At 72.7% G+C, this 15,401-nt stretch carries 9 protein-coding genes; 3 read left to right on the forward strand and 6 right to left on the reverse strand.

Annotation, left to right across the window (positions count from 1 at the left end; all coding sequences use genetic code 11):
• Nucleotides 1–116: 116 nt before the first annotated feature.
• Nucleotides 117–3,422 carry a right-handed parallel beta-helix repeat-containing protein gene (locus tag ACH4VO_RS11410; protein ID WP_360991667.1) on the forward strand — a complete coding sequence of 1,102 codons (3,306 nt, stop codon included), beginning with the start codon at nucleotides 117–119 and terminating at the stop codon, nucleotides 3,420–3,422.
• Between the two features lie 198 nt (nucleotides 3,423–3,620).
• Here ACH4VO_RS11410 and ACH4VO_RS11415 read toward each other — a convergent pair whose 3' ends face one another.
• The gene (locus ACH4VO_RS11415) at nucleotides 3,621–4,733 is read right to left on the reverse strand and encodes a PP2C family protein-serine/threonine phosphatase (protein ID WP_360991670.1); all 1,113 of its coding nucleotides are present in this window, start codon (nucleotides 4,731–4,733) and stop codon (nucleotides 3,621–3,623) included.
• Nucleotides 4,734–5,149: 416 nt separating this feature from the next.
• On the opposite strand from ACH4VO_RS11415, the gene ACH4VO_RS11420 reads away from it, so the two are divergent.
• Complete coding sequence (locus ACH4VO_RS11420) at nucleotides 5,150–5,602, forward strand: spore-associated protein (RefSeq protein ID WP_360991674.1); 453 nt, start codon at nucleotides 5,150–5,152, stop codon at nucleotides 5,600–5,602.
• Nucleotides 5,603–5,780: 178 nt separating this feature from the next.
• On the opposite strand, the gene ACH4VO_RS11425 is transcribed toward ACH4VO_RS11420, so the two are convergent.
• From ACH4VO_RS11425 to ACH4VO_RS11445, 5 genes are all read right to left on the reverse strand, one after another.
• Nucleotides 5,781–8,603, reverse strand: coding sequence for a hypothetical protein (locus ACH4VO_RS11425; protein ID WP_360991677.1), 2,823 nt, complete (start codon nucleotides 8,601–8,603; stop codon nucleotides 5,781–5,783).
• Nucleotides 8,600–9,712 carry an AAA family ATPase gene (locus ACH4VO_RS11430; protein ID WP_360991680.1) on the reverse strand — a complete coding sequence of 371 codons (1,113 nt, stop codon included), beginning with the start codon at nucleotides 9,710–9,712 and terminating at the stop codon, nucleotides 8,600–8,602. Before ACH4VO_RS11430 ends, ACH4VO_RS11425 begins: the two co-directional genes overlap by 4 nt.
• Before the next feature lie 160 nt (nucleotides 9,713–9,872).
• Nucleotides 9,873–11,414: a VWA domain-containing protein gene (locus tag ACH4VO_RS11435; RefSeq protein WP_360991782.1), complete on the reverse strand. Its 1,542-nt coding sequence runs from the start codon at nucleotides 11,412–11,414 to the stop codon at nucleotides 9,873–9,875.
• Between the two features lie 149 nt (nucleotides 11,415–11,563).
• Nucleotides 11,564–12,955: a hypothetical protein gene (locus tag ACH4VO_RS11440; protein ID WP_360991682.1), complete on the reverse strand. Its 1,392-nt coding sequence runs from the start codon at nucleotides 12,953–12,955 to the stop codon at nucleotides 11,564–11,566.
• Nucleotides 12,955–13,458, reverse strand: a complete 504-nt coding sequence (locus ACH4VO_RS11445) for a hypothetical protein (protein ID WP_360991685.1) — start codon at nucleotides 13,456–13,458, stop codon at nucleotides 12,955–12,957. The genes ACH4VO_RS11440 and ACH4VO_RS11445 overlap by 1 nt, the downstream gene beginning before the upstream one ends.
• A 426-nt stretch (nucleotides 13,459–13,884) precedes the next feature.
• Between ACH4VO_RS11445 and ACH4VO_RS11450 the strand changes: the two genes are divergently transcribed.
• Nucleotides 13,885–15,390: a sugar transferase gene (locus tag ACH4VO_RS11450; protein ID WP_398440929.1), complete on the forward strand. Its 1,506-nt coding sequence runs from the start codon at nucleotides 13,885–13,887 to the stop codon at nucleotides 15,388–15,390.
• Nucleotides 15,391–15,401: the final 11 nt, after the last annotated feature.

The raw sequence follows: 15,401 nt of genomic DNA on the forward strand, positions 1-15,401 counted from the left end.
CGTAGCCTTCGTCGCGTGCGCACAGCCGTACGTACCCCGGACGCGGAACAGTCCCCTGTCGGTCCCCTCGGTGGGAGAGGCGCGCGGCGGCGGCACCACAAGGAGGAGGAGCGAGCGTGTCACGGCAGTTGCTCAGGGTCGGATCGGGACAACCGGACAGCTTCCGAACGATCGGTGATGCCCTGGACATGGCCCGCACGGGTGCGGTGATCCGGGTCCACCCCGGCCGCTACCCGGAGAACCTCACGGTCAGGACCCGGGTCACCATCGTCGCCGACGGCGAGCCCGGCAGCGTCGACATCTGCCCCCGCCGGGGCACCGCAGTCATCCTCGTCGCCGACGCCGTCATGCTCACCGACCTGACCCTGCGGGGCGGGAGCGAGGACCTGCCCGTGGTCGACGCGCCGCGCGGCCAGGTCGCGATGGACGGCTGCACGGTCATCGGCTCCGGCTGGACCGCCGTCCTGGCGCGCGAGTCGGGCTCGGTGGCCATGCGCGACTGCCGGGTCAGCAACCCGAAGGGCGCCGGGGTCGTGGACTCCGCGCCCACCGGCAGCATCATCGCCGGCTGCCTCATCGAGAACCTCGGCACCTCCGGCGTCGTCATCGGCGCGGAGGCCCGGGCGACCGTACGGGACTGCCGGATCCGCGACGCCCGCGCCAACGGCGTGCTGACCTCGGACGAGGCGCAGGGCCTGGTCGAGGACTGCGACATCTCCGGCACGGACAAGCCGTCCATCGCCCTGGAGGGCCGCAGCGGCACCCGGGTCGTGCGCACCTCGGTGCACGACACCTCCGTCGGCGTCTACATCACCAGTTCCGCCCGCCCGGTGCTGGAGCACGTCACGGTCAGCGACACCACGGGCCCCGGCATCATGCTGGCCGCGAGCGCCGACCCCGAGTTCCTGCACTGCCGTACCTCACGCACCAAGGGCAGTGGTCTCACCGTCACCGAGCGGTCCAGGGGCACTTTCCAGGACTGCGAGTTCGACACCTCCGCCGCGCCCGCCATCCGCGTGGTCAGCTCCAGCGCGCCCTTCCTGACCGGCTGCGCGGTACGCGACTGCGCGGACACGAGCGGCGCCGTGCTGCTGGAGGAGGAGTCGGCGGCGGAGTTCGACGACCTCCTGGTCACGGACGCGGCCGGCACCGGCATCCGGATACGCGCCGGCGCCGACCCGCTGCTGCGCCGCGCGCGGATCACCTCGCCGGGCGGCCACGGCGTCGAGGTCGCCGAGGACGGGCGCGGCAGGCTGGAGCACTGCGAGATCGACCGGGCGGGCGGCTCCGCGGTGCGGATCGTCTCGGGGGGCAACCCCGACATCCGCGACACGGTCATGCGGGCGGCCACCGACGCCACCGTCTCCGTCGGCCCTCAGGGCCGCGCCACCCTCCGGGACTGCCGTATCGAGTCGCCCACGGCCGGCGGAGTCACGGTGGACAACGGCGGCGAGCTCTCCGCGCTGCGGGCCCACATCACCGACTCCGGTGCCCACGGGGTGCTCCTCGCCAACGGCGCCCGCGCCACCCTCACGTCTTCCCAGGTCATCGGCAGCGTCGGCGACGGCGTCCGGATCGACACCGCCGAGCCCGTCACCGTCACGGACTGTGCCGTCCGCGACAACCGCGGCGCGGGCCTCAGACAGACGAGGGTGAACGAACGGCTCACGGTCGAGAACCTCAACAGCAGCGGCAACGTGGCCCCGGACGCGTGGGGCGACACCCTCCCGCCGGACGTGGCGACCGGCGGGTCCGGCGACGCGGCCAAGAAGCCCGAGGGGCCGCTGGAGGAGCTGGAGTCGCTGGTCGGCCTGACCGAGGTCAAGAGCCAGGTCCGGACCCTCGTCAACCTCAACCAGCTCAACCAGCGCCGCGCCCAGCTGGGCATGCCCGTCCCCCAGATGAGCCGCCACCTGGTCTTCTCCGGCCCGCCCGGCACCGGTAAGACCACGGTGGCCCGGCTGTACGGAGGCATCCTGGCGGATCTGGGCGTCCTGCGCTCCGGGCACCTGGTGGAGGTCTCCCGGGCCGACCTGGTCGCGCAGGTCATCGGCGGTACGGCCATCAAGACCACCGAGGCGTTCAACGAGGCCCTCGGCGGTGTGCTGTTCATCGACGAGGCGTACACGCTGCTCTCCGACAGCAAGGGCTCCGGCGCCGACTTCGGCCGGGAGGCCGTCGACACGCTGCTGAAGCTGATGGAGGACCACCGTGACGACGTGGCCGTCATCGCCGCCGGCTACACCGGCGAGATGGACTCCTTCCTCTCCTCCAACCCCGGCCTGGCCTCGCGTTTCACCCGCACCATCGAGTTCGCCAACTACTCGGTCGACGAACTGGTGACGATCACCGAGAACATGTGCGCGGGACACCGCTACGCACTCGACCCCCGGACCCTGGACGCCCTCGCCCTGCACTACGCACGCATGCCGCGCGACGCCACGTTCGGCAACGGCCGTGCCGCGCGACGGGTGTTCGAGGAGATGGTGGACCGGCAGGCCTCCCGGCTCGCCTCCATGACGAACCCGGCGGAGAGCGACCTCACCCTCCTGCTGCCCGAGGACGTGGCGACGGACAGCACCCCGGCGGACGACGGTCCAGGCTCGGAGCAACTGCTCGCCGAGCTGCACGCCATGATCGGTCTCACGGCGGTCAAGAACGAGGTGTCCGCCCTGGTCAACCTGCTCACCGCGGCGAAACAGCGCAAGGCCGCCGGGCTGCCCACCCCGAGGATCAGCAACCACCTCATCTTCTCCGGGCCACCCGGTACGGGTAAGACCACGATCGCGCGCCTGTACGCGGACCTGCTGCGCTCCCTGGGCGTCCTGCCCAAGGGCCAGCTGGTCGAGGTCGCCCGCGCCGATCTGGTGGGCCGCTACGTGGGCCACACCGCCCAGCTCACCAAGGAGGCGTTCGAGCGGGCTCTGGGGGGCGTGCTGTTCGTCGACGAGGCGTACACGCTCACCCCGGAGGGCGCGACCTCGGACTTCGGCCGGGAGGCCGTCGACACGCTGCTGAAGCTGATGGAGGACCACCGCGACGAGGTCGTCGTCATCGCCGCCGGCTACACCCGCGAGATGCGCCGCTTCCTCGACTCCAACCCGGGCCTGGCCTCGCGGTTCTCGCGGACGGTGGAGTTCGAGAACTACTCGACGGACGACCTGCTGGAGATCCTGTCCAAGCAGGCCACCGACTACGGCTACGACTGCTCCCCGGAGGCGATGGTCGCCCTGCGTGACTACATGGACGCCCTGCCGCGCGACCACTCCTTCGGCAACGCGCGGACGGCTCGTCAGATCCTGGAGGGGATGATGACCCGCCAGGCGGGACGGATCGGCGCGATGTCCGCGCCGGGCCTGGACGACCTGCGCCTGCTGCTCGCGGAGGACCTGCCCCCGGAGGCGGCGGCGCTACGCCACTGAGGGCCGGGCCGCGCGTGCCGGTGGAGGCCCGGTCCGCCGGCCGGCCCGGCCCACCACCGGCCCGGTCCGCCACCGGGTCCGGCAGACGCGGGCGGCCCGTCCCGACCCGGCGCACGAGGTACGGCCGTGTGTCGCGGCGGCACCCGCGACCGGCCCTCGGCCGGTCGCTCCGGGCGCGGACCGGGCCGGAGCCGGCGTTCACCCCCGGCGGGGCTGGTCCACCCGGTGGGCGGCCGACACGGCTCCCGGCGACAGCGGCCAGTGAATGGCGAGCATCCCCTGGTCATCCGTACGTCTGCCGCCCGCGTGCCGTTCGGCGTCCGAGGCGAGCGCGCCCAGGAGGAGGTCGGGATTCTCCGTGAGGCGGGCGCCGTGGCGGGTCAGCAGACGGGGCAGCCGCGCGACCGGGTCGTAGAACTCCCCCCGGGAGTTGCGGGCTTCGGTCAGTCCGTCCGTCCAGCAGATCAGGGTGGAGCCGGGGCTCAGGGGGAAGGAGTCCGCCGGTGCCCCGAAGTGCCCCAGCGCGTAGAGCCCGAGCGGTGGTGCCTCCTGGGAGGGCGTGAGTTCGGTGACCCCGCCACCGGGCGTGAGGAGCAGGGGCGGGGGGAGCCCCCGGTTGAGGACGCGCACCCGGTGCCGGGCGACGTCGAGCTCGACGAGGACGGCGGCGGTGAAGCCCTCCGACTGTTCGAGGCCGCCCCGGCGCTCCCCCTCGCGCTGCAGCTGCCGGTCCAGCCGTTCGGCCATCTCCTCCAGGTCGGCGGCGTCGTCGGCGAGGGCGTTGAAGGCCCCGACGATCACGTTGGCCGCCTGGACGGCCGCCAGCCCCTTGCCCCGTACGTCCCCGACGATGGCCCGGACCACCGCCGAGGAGCCCCGTACGGAATAGAAGTCGCCGCCCACCATGATCTCCTCGTCCGCGGGGGCGTACCGCGTGGCGATCCGGAGTCCGTCGAGGGTGTCCGGCGGATCCGGCAGCAGCGCCCGCTGGGCGATCTCCGCCACGCGCTGGGCGCGGCCGACGGCCTTCTCGTGGCGCTCGATCGTACGGCGCAGCAGTACGGCGAGAACGATCACGCAGACCAGCGTGAGCTGGCGCGCCACGCCCAGACGCCACCCGAAGGTGCCGTCCACCGCGACCAGGACGGCGTGGACGGCCATGGCGGCCAGGCCGACGACGACGATGGAGCCCGCCCGCATGAACGGGGCTGCCGCGACAGGAGCCACGGCGAGCAGGGGCGCGCCGCTCACCTCACGGGGAGTGGACAGGTCGAAGACCACCGCCACCACGATGATTCCCCAGGGAATCATCCACCTGGTGCGACTCCACCGGCCACCCCTCGCATCAGACACCCTCCATGCCTACCGCATGGCCGACGGCCCGGCCCGCTCCGACCCGCAGACATCCCGGCGGGAGTGGCGGGAGCCGGAGGGAGGCTAGGGACTGTGGCGGATGGTGAAAGCCCAGGTGGCGCGATGTTTTGGTGTCCGTGGCCTCCTGCGGAGGGGGCCGCCGCCCCGGTTCGGGGGAACCGGCTCACTGCGCCCCCACCCCGGCGGACGGGCGCAGCGCCCGTCCCCTGAAAGGGCGTCACCGAGGGTGGCACGGCCGAAAGCCGCTCGACCGGTGTGGCCACTTTTCACCGGGAAGGCGGCACAACCATCCACCCCGTTCGCCGGTCACACCAAGTGGGAGCAAACCACTCCTCAGGACACATGGGGGAAATATGCGAACAACGGCACGTACCATCGCGACCGCCGGAACCCTCGCCGCCTTGGTGGCGGGTTCCACCGCCGCACTCGGCGCGACCGCCTCGGCGGCGCCCAACGTCACCCCGCAGGGCGTCTGCGGCAGCGCCTACAAGACCGTCAACTCAGCGCCCGTCGGCTCGCTGGGGACGGTCTACCTGACGTACAACTCCTCCAACGGGAAGAACTGCGTCGCCACCATCCGCACCAACCCGGGGGCGGCCAGGGAGATGTCCACGTACGTCTACGTCCCGGACACCGACGCGTGGGCCGGTGACTCCGGGTCCTACACGTCCTACGCGGGGCCGGCGTACGTCTACGGCAAGGGGCACTGCGTGAGCTGGGGCGGCAACATCAGCAACGTGTACGTGTCGGTGGAGAACTCCAACTGCGCGGCGCTGAAGGAGCACCGGGTCACCGAAGTCCGCTGACCCGGGCCACGGGCCGTCCGGTCCACGGGCCGGGCCCAGCGTCCGGTCCGCGGGCCGGGCATCCCCGACGCGTCGCGGTGTGACCACCCGGCCGTCGGACGCGGGGCTGCGGGACACCTCGTCCCACAGCCCCGCGTGCCTTGCCGGGGGTGGCGTCGGCGGGCAGGGCCGGAGTCCGTCAGACCCCGGCCAGCAGCTCCTCCAGTGCCTCGGCCGTCTCCGGGTGCCGGGCGACGAGCAGCGCACCGCCCGGCTGCGCGTCCGTGCCGGGCCCCTCCCACGTACCGTCGCAGCCCAGCAGCTCCGCCACGCTGTCGCAGGTCGCGGGGTGGGCGGCGAGGAGCAGGGCGCGGCCCCCGGTCCCAGTGCCGGGCACGGCCGTCGGCGCCTCGGCGACCTGAGGCTGCGGAGCCTCCCGCCAGGGCGGCACCCAGGTGTCGAGCGCCGCGAGCCGGCCGGGAAAGACGCGCCCGGCTTCCCGGATCAGCAGAGGTGCCAGGTCCGCCCCGTCGGTGCGCAGGGTCGTGATGAGGGACGGCAGCCAGGGCAGCAGCAGCCGGTCGGGCAGCCGCGCGAACGCGTTCGACACGGCTTCCACGACGAAACCGGCCAGCTGCGGCACCGGCTCCAATGCGTGCAGGAATCCGCTGAGGTAGCGCGGATAGGCCGGGAGCACCAGGGGGTTGGCGAGCAGTGCGTCGCACCGCTCCCGCAGACCGCTCCGGGAGAGCTGCCCGAGCTGCACCTGGGCCGCCCACAGCAGTGCCGTCTTCGACGGCTCGCGCGGGTGCGACTGCGCGAAGGCGAGCTCCAGCTGCGTGCGGTCGCAGCCCAGCGACAGGGCCAGATTCTCCATGCTGAAGAGGAATCCGAGCATGGCCGCCACCTGGCGGACGGTGGCGTCCTCGTCGGTGAACGCCTTCGGCAGCAGGGTGCAGTAGTGCGCGTACCCCGTCTTGGCGAACGACTCGATCCACGCGGGCAGTGCCGGCCGGCTGATCCGGTAGTAGGCCAGCAGCCGGCGTACCCGGCGCAGCACCTCCGGCGCGCCGTCGACGCTGCGCTCGGTGGACAGCACCTCCAGGGCGCGGGTGCCCAGCTCGTCGGCGAGACGGTCACCGCGCAGATGGAGGACCGCGTCCTCGACGGCCTCCAGCACGGTCGCCGCCGTGGCGTCCGGCGCGTACGCCGCACGGCGCAGGCGCTGCTCCAGGACCTGCTCGATGCTGACGCCCTCGTAGCCGAGTTCGATCAGCGCCCGCTGGTGGGTGCCCAGGGCGAGGTCCCACGATTCCTGGATCGACCGCTTGCCGAGCCCCCGCTCGCCCATGATCGGCCGGGCCGCGCCGTCCGGCATCAGGCGGCGCAGCATCCACAGCACGTCGGACACCTGCTCCAGCTCGGGCCGGGAGGCCATGTCGAGCAGCGCGCGCCGCACCCCACGCTGCTGGAGTGCGAGGTTCAGCGGGGCCAGCCGGTCGTGCACGTCGCGGGCCAGGGGCGGCAGGGCGTCGTAGCCGACCTGGCCCATCCGGTCGCCGCCCATGAGGATCTCCACGAGGCGGCGCACGTCGCGCCGCCCCGGCACGGTCTCCTTCTCGATGCAGGTGACCGCGGCGTCCTGGAAGTCGTACGGGGTGGGCTTGGCCCGGTCCCGCATTCCGGCGAGCAGGATGGACGTCTCGAAGACGGCGATGGCGTCGGCGGTGGAGGCGAGGTAGTTGTTGCGGCGTGCGGAGCGCACGATCTCCACGGACCAGCCGAGCAGCTCCGCCTCGTCCAGACGGTCGAGGGCAGGCGGCTTCCGCAGGAAACCGGAGAGCTTGTCGGAGGGTGCGTCCGCTGCCACCGGGACGGGCGGCAGGGCGGCCTTCCCCGGTTTCGCCGCCTTCTTGGAGCCCGACTGGCCCGCGAGGCGGAACGGCTGGACGCGGGTGCGCCTGAGGTTCTTCGACCACTGGGTGGCGGCGATCGAGACGGAACCCGCGGCGAGGCCGAACTGCGCCTCGATCGCCGCGTGGCTGGACGGGATCAGGCCGTGCTGCCAGGTGCTGCCGCTCGGCGGGGTGATCTCGAAGGTGTCGCTGCCGTGGACGCCGAACTCCGGGACACGGCTCGAGGCGTGGAACGCGCCGCAGACGTAGAGGCAGTCCTCGGGATCGGTGCCGGACGCAGCGAGGTGGGCGCGCATCCGGGTCCACATGTGGCGCTCGCGGTCCTCGTCCACCCGGACCCGGTCCTGGTCGCCGGGTGCCAGCCGGCGGAACAGGCTGCCGATCAGGAGCATGACCTGCCGGTAGGTGTCGTGGTCGCTGTCGCCGAGGGGCAGTTCGACGTACTGGTGCCACCACTCCGACCAGTGACGCACCTTGCCGTGGCGCAGCAGGTGCTCCTCCAGTTCGGCGAAGCGGGGCCGCAGGTCGCCGATCTCCACGCCGACGGCGTCGCCGTGCAGGGCGGTCTCCTCGTCGGCGGCCGGTGCGTCCGGATCGGCGGGCCCGGAGCCCTGCGGGGCGCCCGCCTGCCACTGGAACACATGGTCCGAGGAGCGGTCGACGAGGACGAGCTCGACACCGGGTGTGTCCAGGGCGTAGGCGATGGTCTGGTACTCGGCGGACGCCTCGGTGATCGGGGCGATGACCGACAGGGGCGCCCACTCGGCGGGGAATCCCTTCACCTCGCTCGCGAACGCCTGCACGGCCACCGGCAGCCTGCAGTTGCGCAGTTCGGACAGGAGCGGTGCCATGTCCTCGCACAGCTCCAGGTACACGACCTTCGGCTGCTTCTCGCGCAGCCGGCGGGCCATCGCGACGGCCGAGGCCGGCGAGTGGTGGCAGACGGGGAAGATCTCCAGGGGTTCGCGCACCGCCCGGTCGACGTCGTCGACGATGCCGAGGAGCATGCCCTCCAGCGCGTCGGGTCCGTCGGCGAACTCCGTCGCCGCTTGCTGGAGTTGCCCACGCAGCGCCGCGAAGGGTGTCTCCTGGCCGGGGGCGCTCATGACAGGGTGGCGATCGCGTCGCGGCCGCCCTCCAGGAACTCCGGCCAGGAGCCGCCCTCCTCCTTGCTGCGCGGCTCGACGATTCCGTGCAGGTACTTGTTGAGTATGGCGAGGTCCTCGGGTTCGCGGCGCGCCAGCGAGCCGACGAGCGAGGAGGCGAGCGTGCGGGCCGTCAGCTCGCGCTCGCCGAAGAAGTTGCTGTGCAGGATGGCGTCCTCGAGTACGCCGATCTGCTCGGCGCTGGACAGCGCGGACTCCAGCTTCTCGTCGTCGCTGCCGGCCGCGGCCGAGGAGGCGCGCAGGTCGGCGAAGCTCTGCAGCAGGACGTCCAGCAGGGTCGGCGGCACGTCGAGATCGATCTGATGGCGGCGCAGCAGTTCCTCGGTGCGGAAGCGGACGATCTCCGCCTCGCTCTTCTTGTTCGTCACGACGGGGATGCGTACGAAGTTGAAGCGCCGCTTGAGCGCGGACGACAGGTCGTTCACCCCCCGGTCGCGGCTGTTGGCCGTGGCGATGACGGAGAAGCCGGGCTTGGCGAAGACGATGTTGTCGCTGTCCATCTCGGGGACGGAGATGTACTTCTCGGACAGGATCGAGATCAGCGCGTCCTGGACGTCGCTGGTGGACCGGGTGAGCTCCTCGAAGCGGCCGATCGCACCGGTCTCCATGGCGGTCATGATCGGCGAGGGGATCATCGACTCCCGCGACTGCCCCTTGGAGATCACCATGGACACGTTCCACGAGTACTTGATGTGGTCCTCGGTCGTGCCGGCCGTTCCCTGCACCACCAGGGTGGAGTTGCGGGAGATCGCGGCGGACAGCAGCTCCGCCAGCCAGCTCTTGCCCGTTCCCGGGTCGCCGATCAGCAGCAGGCCCCGGTCGGAGGCCAGGGTGACGATGGAACGCTCGACGAAGCTGCGGTCGCCGTACCACTTCTGGGGGATCTCCCGGTCGAGGCCGTCGGCGCGCTCGGACCCGAGGATGAACAGCCGGACCATCTTCGGCGACAGGCGCCAGGAGAACGGCTTGGGGCCGTCGTCGACCGACTCCAGCCAGTCGAGCTCTTCGGCGTACTTGATCTCGGCGGGGGCGCGCAACAGGTCGGACATGTCTGTAAGCCTTTCTGGGCAAGCGGAGTAGACAAGAGGGAATACGGAGTGCGGACGCCGGGGCGGGCGGGCACGAGCGCCGGTCGTGGGGCGTCGCGACGACGCCGCCGGGTGCCGTGGCCGTCGCCGTGTACACCCGCCTCGGATCGCGGGACGGCCGTCAGGTGAGGAAGGTCTTCAGCTCGTGGACGAGCTTGCGGATGTGGCCGGAGAGCACCGGTGTCCCCTGGTCCTTGAAACGCTCCCGGAACCACGGATTGACACTGGCGCGGCCGGCACTGGTCACCGAACCGACCGGTATGAACTTGGCCCCTGAACGGTGGATGGCGGCCATGCTCTCGAAGAGCGGCTCGCTCTGCCATTCGTAGAAGTCGGAGATCCACACCACCACCGTGTTGCGGGGCTCGGCGATCTTCGGCTGGGCCAGTGCCATGGCGACCGTGCCGTCGGTGCCGCCTCCGAGGTTGGTCCGCAGCAGGGTCTCGAAGGGGTCGTGCACCCACGGGGTGAGGTCGAGGGCGTGGGTGTCGTACGCGATCAGGTGGACGTCCACCTTGGGCAGACCGGCGAAGATCGAGGCCAGAATGGTGCAGTTGACCATCGAGTCGACCATGGAGCCGGACTGGTCGACGACGACGATGAGCCGTTGCGGTGTCGTCCTGCGGGCGGTGTGCCGGTAGAAGAGGCGGTCGACGTAGAGCCGTTCCTCCTCGGGGCTCCAGTTGGTGAGGTTCTTCCAGATCGTCCGGTCGAGGTCCAGGTTGCGGAACACCCGTTTGGGCGGGACCGAGCGGTCCAGGGCTCCGACCGTCGACTTCTCGACCTGGGTGCGCAGGACCTCGGCGACCTCGTCGACGAAGCGGCGGATGAGGGCCTTGGCGTTGGCGAGGGCGACGCCGGACAGATTGTCCTTGTCGCGCAGCAGCTGTTCGATGAGCGACATGCTCGGGGTCAGCCGCGCGGCGAGCTGCGGGTCGGCCAGCACCTCGCGCAGACGCATCCGCTTGACGAGGTCGGCCTCGATGGAACCGAGCGCGGGGCCGATCTCGGGGATCAGCCGGCCGAGGTCGGGTGTCCTGCCGCCGCCACCCGTGCCGGTCGGGCTGACGCCCGGACCCCCGGCACGGCCGCCCCGCAGCTCCCCGGGGCCGCAGCCGAGGGCGCGTTCCAGCCAGCCCGCGTCGGACTGCCAGCGCGACAGCTGGCCGGCGGTGACGGTGCCACGGGCGGGCTGGAAGACGTTGAGGAGGACCGTCGAGACGAGGGCCGCACGGCGCACCTCGGCCGCCCGGTCACGGCTCTCCCCGCCGGCGCCCTCCTGCGCGGGGTCCGGGCCGGGGTTTCGGCCCGCGTCCTGCCCGGGGTCCGGGTCCGAACCACGGGCGGGATCCTGGGCCGGGTTCCGGCCGGCGTCATGGGCGGGGTCCTGGCCCGCGTCCTGGGCCGCGCCCTCCCCGGTGACCTGCCCTGCACCCTGCGCGGTGTCCTGCCCCGTCTCCGGCCCGGCATGCTCGCCGGGCACCATCAGGCCGTCGAACTCGGCGGCCAGTCCGGGATGCCGCTGCACGACCGAGTCGACCGAGGTCTGCGGGTCCAGCAGCGCGGCCGGCAGCCCGATGTCCTCGACGACGGCGAGGCTCGCCGCTTCCAGGCTCGCGTGCTCCTCGGGGTCGAAGAGCCGGGCGAGCAGACGCCAGTACATGACCTGCCGCCGGTTGTCGTGCGAGGTATCGGCGACGGCCGGGGTCACCGGGGCGTAGGGGGCTGCCGGGGCCACAGGTGCGTCCGGGACTGCCGGAACTGCCGGGGCCACCGGAACCGCCGGCGTCGTCGCGGGTTTCTGCTGTCCGGTCATTTCCGCAGCAGCCTTCCGGCGCGCTCGCCGAGCACCTTCACGGTGTCGGTGGCGGCCTTCTCCCCCTTGACGCCCACCTTGTCCTCCGTGCCACCGGCCCAGGCTCCCGCGTGCACCGCGACCACCTTCCGGCGCACCGTCGTCTCCACGGCGAGCGGCTGGATCCCGAACCTCCCGGCGTCCCAGCGGAGCAGGCCTATGCAGGCGCTCGACGTGGCAACCGCACGCGGGGTCAGCGGACCGGCGACCGGAATGCGGTCGGTGTCGACGGTCAGCGGCGTCCCGGCGACGGTGAACGTCACCGTGCCGTCGTCGTCCGTCCCGGCGGAGTAGCCCTCCAGGAAGACGGGGACGGCGATACGCGCCGGATGCCGGTCCACCGGCGCGGTCGCCGGGGCGGTCGCGGTGGGCAGGGCGACCCGGGCGGTGGCGAAGGGGTCGGCGGGTTCGCCGGGGCGGGCGTGCCCGTCGCTCCACAGGAGGTCGCCCTCGTCGGTGACGGGCATGTCGGTGAGGTCCATGGAGCGGCCCTCGCCGACGGCCGCGAGGAGCGACATGTGGGGCCTGAGCAGCTGCCAGATGCCGGCTCCGAGGACCGTGTCGGGCTTCGGAGCCGACACTCCGGCGCGTACGAGCCGGGGCGTGGAGCCGTCGGCGGGCTCGAACACGGCGTGCACCTGCGCCTGCGCCGCCGTCGCGTGTTCCTGCAGGTCGACGCCGAGGGGCAGCAGGCGTCCGGTGGCCGTTGCGGTGGGCGCAACGCCCGCCGCGCCCGGCACGGTCAGCAGCATCCCGCGCGACCAGAGATCGGCCCAGCGGCGCACCGGTACGCGCTCCATGGCGGCGCCGGGGCAGGAGGCGGCCAGCTCGGCGGCGAAACCGTCGAGCAGCGTCGCGAGGCGGCGCAGGGCGGGGTCGGGCAGCATCGCGGAGACGACCTCGGCCGCCCCGGAGACCACGTCGTGGTCGAGGCCCTGCCAGCCGCAGCGCGCCAGGTCGGACAGCCAGGCGCGGGCGGCCGTCAGCAGGTTGGCCGCCTGCCGCGCGGCCGGGGCAGCCGGGGCGCCGTCGCCGCCGGAGCGGCCGGTCGCCTGCTCGACACGGGTGAGCAGCGCGTCGTGCGCGGAGCCGAGCAGTGCGGTACGGGCGGCGGCCAGGGCGACGAAGTGTTCCTCCCCCGCGGCCCCCGCGGCGGCCTTCCCGGCGGCCTCGGCGACCCTGGCGGCCAGCGGGGTCCCGGCGACGGCGAGGGCGAGGCGCTCCGGGCCCCCGCCACCGGAGGTTCGGGGCCGGAGCAGTCCGGCGACGAGGGCGTCGTCGAAGGCGTCGACGGCCGCGAGGGCCTCGTCGAGTCCTTCGACGGGCACGGTCAGCAGATCGGTGCGCATCACGCCGCCGCCCTGGTCGGCGGGAAGAAGTGCATCTCCGGCAGGGGAGCCGTGACGGGGGCGAGCTCCAGGTAGGCGAGGTGCCTCAGGAACCGGCTGAAGACGGCCGCGGCGGCCTTGGAGGCGTCCGGAGCGGGCCGGGTGAGAGCCATCGCCTCACGCAGACCGGACGCGTCCGGCTGACCGTCCGGGAGGTCGGCCTTCAGGTAGCGGGCGACGCGCTCGGGGCCGTACTGCAGGACCGCCTGGTCGATCAGGGCCGAGATGTGGTTGCAGAAGGATCCGCGCGCACCGCCGCAGGGCCGGTTGTTGTTGGTGCTGCACGCGAAGGCGTAGCTCCCGGCCGCGACCGACGACACGTACACCCGTCCGATGTCGGACCCGCTGGACACCACACCCTGCAGACGTCCGTCGGCCAGCTCGACGAACGGAACCTTGGCGAGCTTGCGTGGCCGCGCGGGTGGGACCACCCGGGCCGTGCTCGACCTCTCCCAGTTCGACAACGCGTCATCTCCTCCGCAGCAAGGGGTCGTTCGCGCCACGTCGGCGGAACACGACTCAACCTAAGGGCGAGCACTGACAACGCCGCCCGACCGTCCGGCGGCGCCCCTCCCCGGCCGGGCGGCCGTACCGGGGAGGACGGGGCCGAACGGATGCCTGGCGAAACCGGTGGGCGGATCGCGGCACTCCGGCGCCCCGCTCGGGAGGCCTCCGCCACGTCCGGCAGGCCTCAGGCCCGGACCGGTCCGAAGGGTTTGAACTTCACGAGAACTCCAGCGAAATGGCACGTGTGTGGATATCGTGCACCGAGCGAGGGCGCATCCGTCAGTCCATGGGATCGGCGGATGCGTCCCGTTTGCGGGGGTGCGACTGTGGCTGGGGGGCTCATGGGGCATGTCGAATTACCTGAAACGCATATATCCAGGCCTGTGAGTGCCGCGGGGACTCCGCGGCAGCGGCACCCGCGGGCCCGGAACCGCACGGCCGCCCCGGCGCAGTTGTGGAGAGCCCCGGCCGTCCGGCGCGACCCCGCGGACCGAACGCAGGCGAGGAAGAGACCATCACGGCGCCTGCGGCTCCTCGTCCTGACCGACCTCGCGGGCCTGGGGATTCCGGCCTGGGCCGTCCTGCACGCCGGTGAACAGCCGAGACCGCTGCTCACGGGGGTCCTGGCCGCGTGCGCGTGGGCCGCCGTGCGCGCGGCGCGCGGCCGGTACGCGGACCGGCTCCCGGGTGCGCCTGACCGTGCCCCGTACCACCCCTGGGGCGACTGGCTGACGCTCGTCGGGGTGCTGGCCGTACTGGTGGCGGTGACCGGCTCGTCCCACGACCCGGCGATCGCCGTCGCCGCGCTGATGCCCGGCCCGGTCGTGGCCGTGCTCACCCCGGTGGCGGGCCGGTGGGAGGCCGTGCAGCGGGGGCGCGCGGTGCGCCGGGTGCTGGTGGTCGGCGAGGCGGCGGGCCTGGACCGCGCGGTCGGTGTACTCACCTCCCGTACGGCACGCGGCTACACGGCCGTCGCCGCCATACCGGTGGGGCCGGCCGTGCCGGCCTGCGAGGTACCGGTGCCCGGCCGGCTCGCCCCACAGCCGGCCGACGACGACGTGTCCACGGTGCTGGGCGGCGCCTTCGCCCATGACGCCGATCTGGTCCTCATCGCGCCGGGCCCGCGGCTCGACGAGGACCGGCTGCGCCGGCTCTCGTGGGGCCTGCACGACAGCGGGGTGGCCCTCTGTGTGCTCTCGGAGCTCTCCGGGGTCGCCGCCGGCCGGGTGCACCCGGTCCCGGCCGCCGGGAGCATCCTGCTGCACGTGGCACCACCGCTGCGGCGCGGCCCGCAGACCGTGCTCAAGGCCCTGGTGGACCGGACGGGCGCCGCCCTGGGACTGCTGGTCCTCGCCCCGCTCTTCCTCGCGGTCGCGCTGGCGGTACGGCTCACGTCGCCCGGGCCGGTGTTCCACCGCCAGATCCGGCACGGGCGGCACAACAGGCCCTTCACCCTGTGGAAGTTCCGCACGATGGTCGCGGACGCGGAGTCCCGCAGGGAGCAGCTCTCCTCGGCGAACGAGAGCGAGGGACCGATGTTCAAGATGCGCCGCGATCCGCGGGTGACCCGCGTCGGCCATGCTCTGCGCCGGTCGTCCGTGGACGAACTCCCGCAGCTGGTCAACGTGTTGCGCGGCGAGATGTCCCTGGTGGGTCCGCGGCCCCCGCTGCCCGAGGAGGTGTCTCGCTATGACGAGCGGGAGCTGCGCAGGCTGGCGGTGAAGCCGGGTCTGACCGGCCTGTGGCAGGTCAGCGGCCGTTCCGACCTGTCGTGGCAGGAGACGGTGTCGCTGGATCTCTGGTACGTCGACAACTGGTCGGTGGCCACGGACCTGGGACTCATCGCCCGCACGGTACGTGCCGTCGCCGACGGCCGTGGGGCGTACTGAGTGGGAGGGCG

Source organism: Streptomyces sp. NPDC020780 (assembly GCF_044334475.1).
In the GTDB taxonomy this organism is placed as follows: Bacteria; Actinomycetota; Actinomycetes; order Streptomycetales; family Streptomycetaceae; genus Streptomyces.

Excerpts from the sequence above, each read along its gene's own strand:
- ACH4VO_RS11420 (WP_360991674.1), top strand. The coding sequence starts at position 5,150 with ATGCGAACAACGGCACGTACCATCGCGACCGCCGGAACCCTCGCCGCC.
- ACH4VO_RS11430 (WP_360991680.1), bottom strand. The coding sequence starts at position 9,712 with ATGTCCGACCTGTTGCGCGCCCCCGCCGAGATCAAGTACGCCGAAGAG.
- ACH4VO_RS11415 (WP_360991670.1), bottom strand. The coding sequence starts at position 4,733 with ATGATTCCCTGGGGAATCATCGTGGTGGCGGTGGTCTTCGACCTGTCC.
- ACH4VO_RS11435 (WP_360991782.1), bottom strand. The coding sequence starts at position 11,414 with ATGTACTGGCGTCTGCTCGCCCGGCTCTTCGACCCCGAGGAGCACGCG.
- ACH4VO_RS11440 (WP_360991682.1), bottom strand. The coding sequence starts at position 12,955 with ATGCGCACCGATCTGCTGACCGTGCCCGTCGAAGGACTCGACGAGGCC.
- ACH4VO_RS11425 (WP_360991677.1), bottom strand. The coding sequence starts at position 8,603 with ATGAGCGCCCCCGGCCAGGAGACACCCTTCGCGGCGCTGCGTGGGCAA.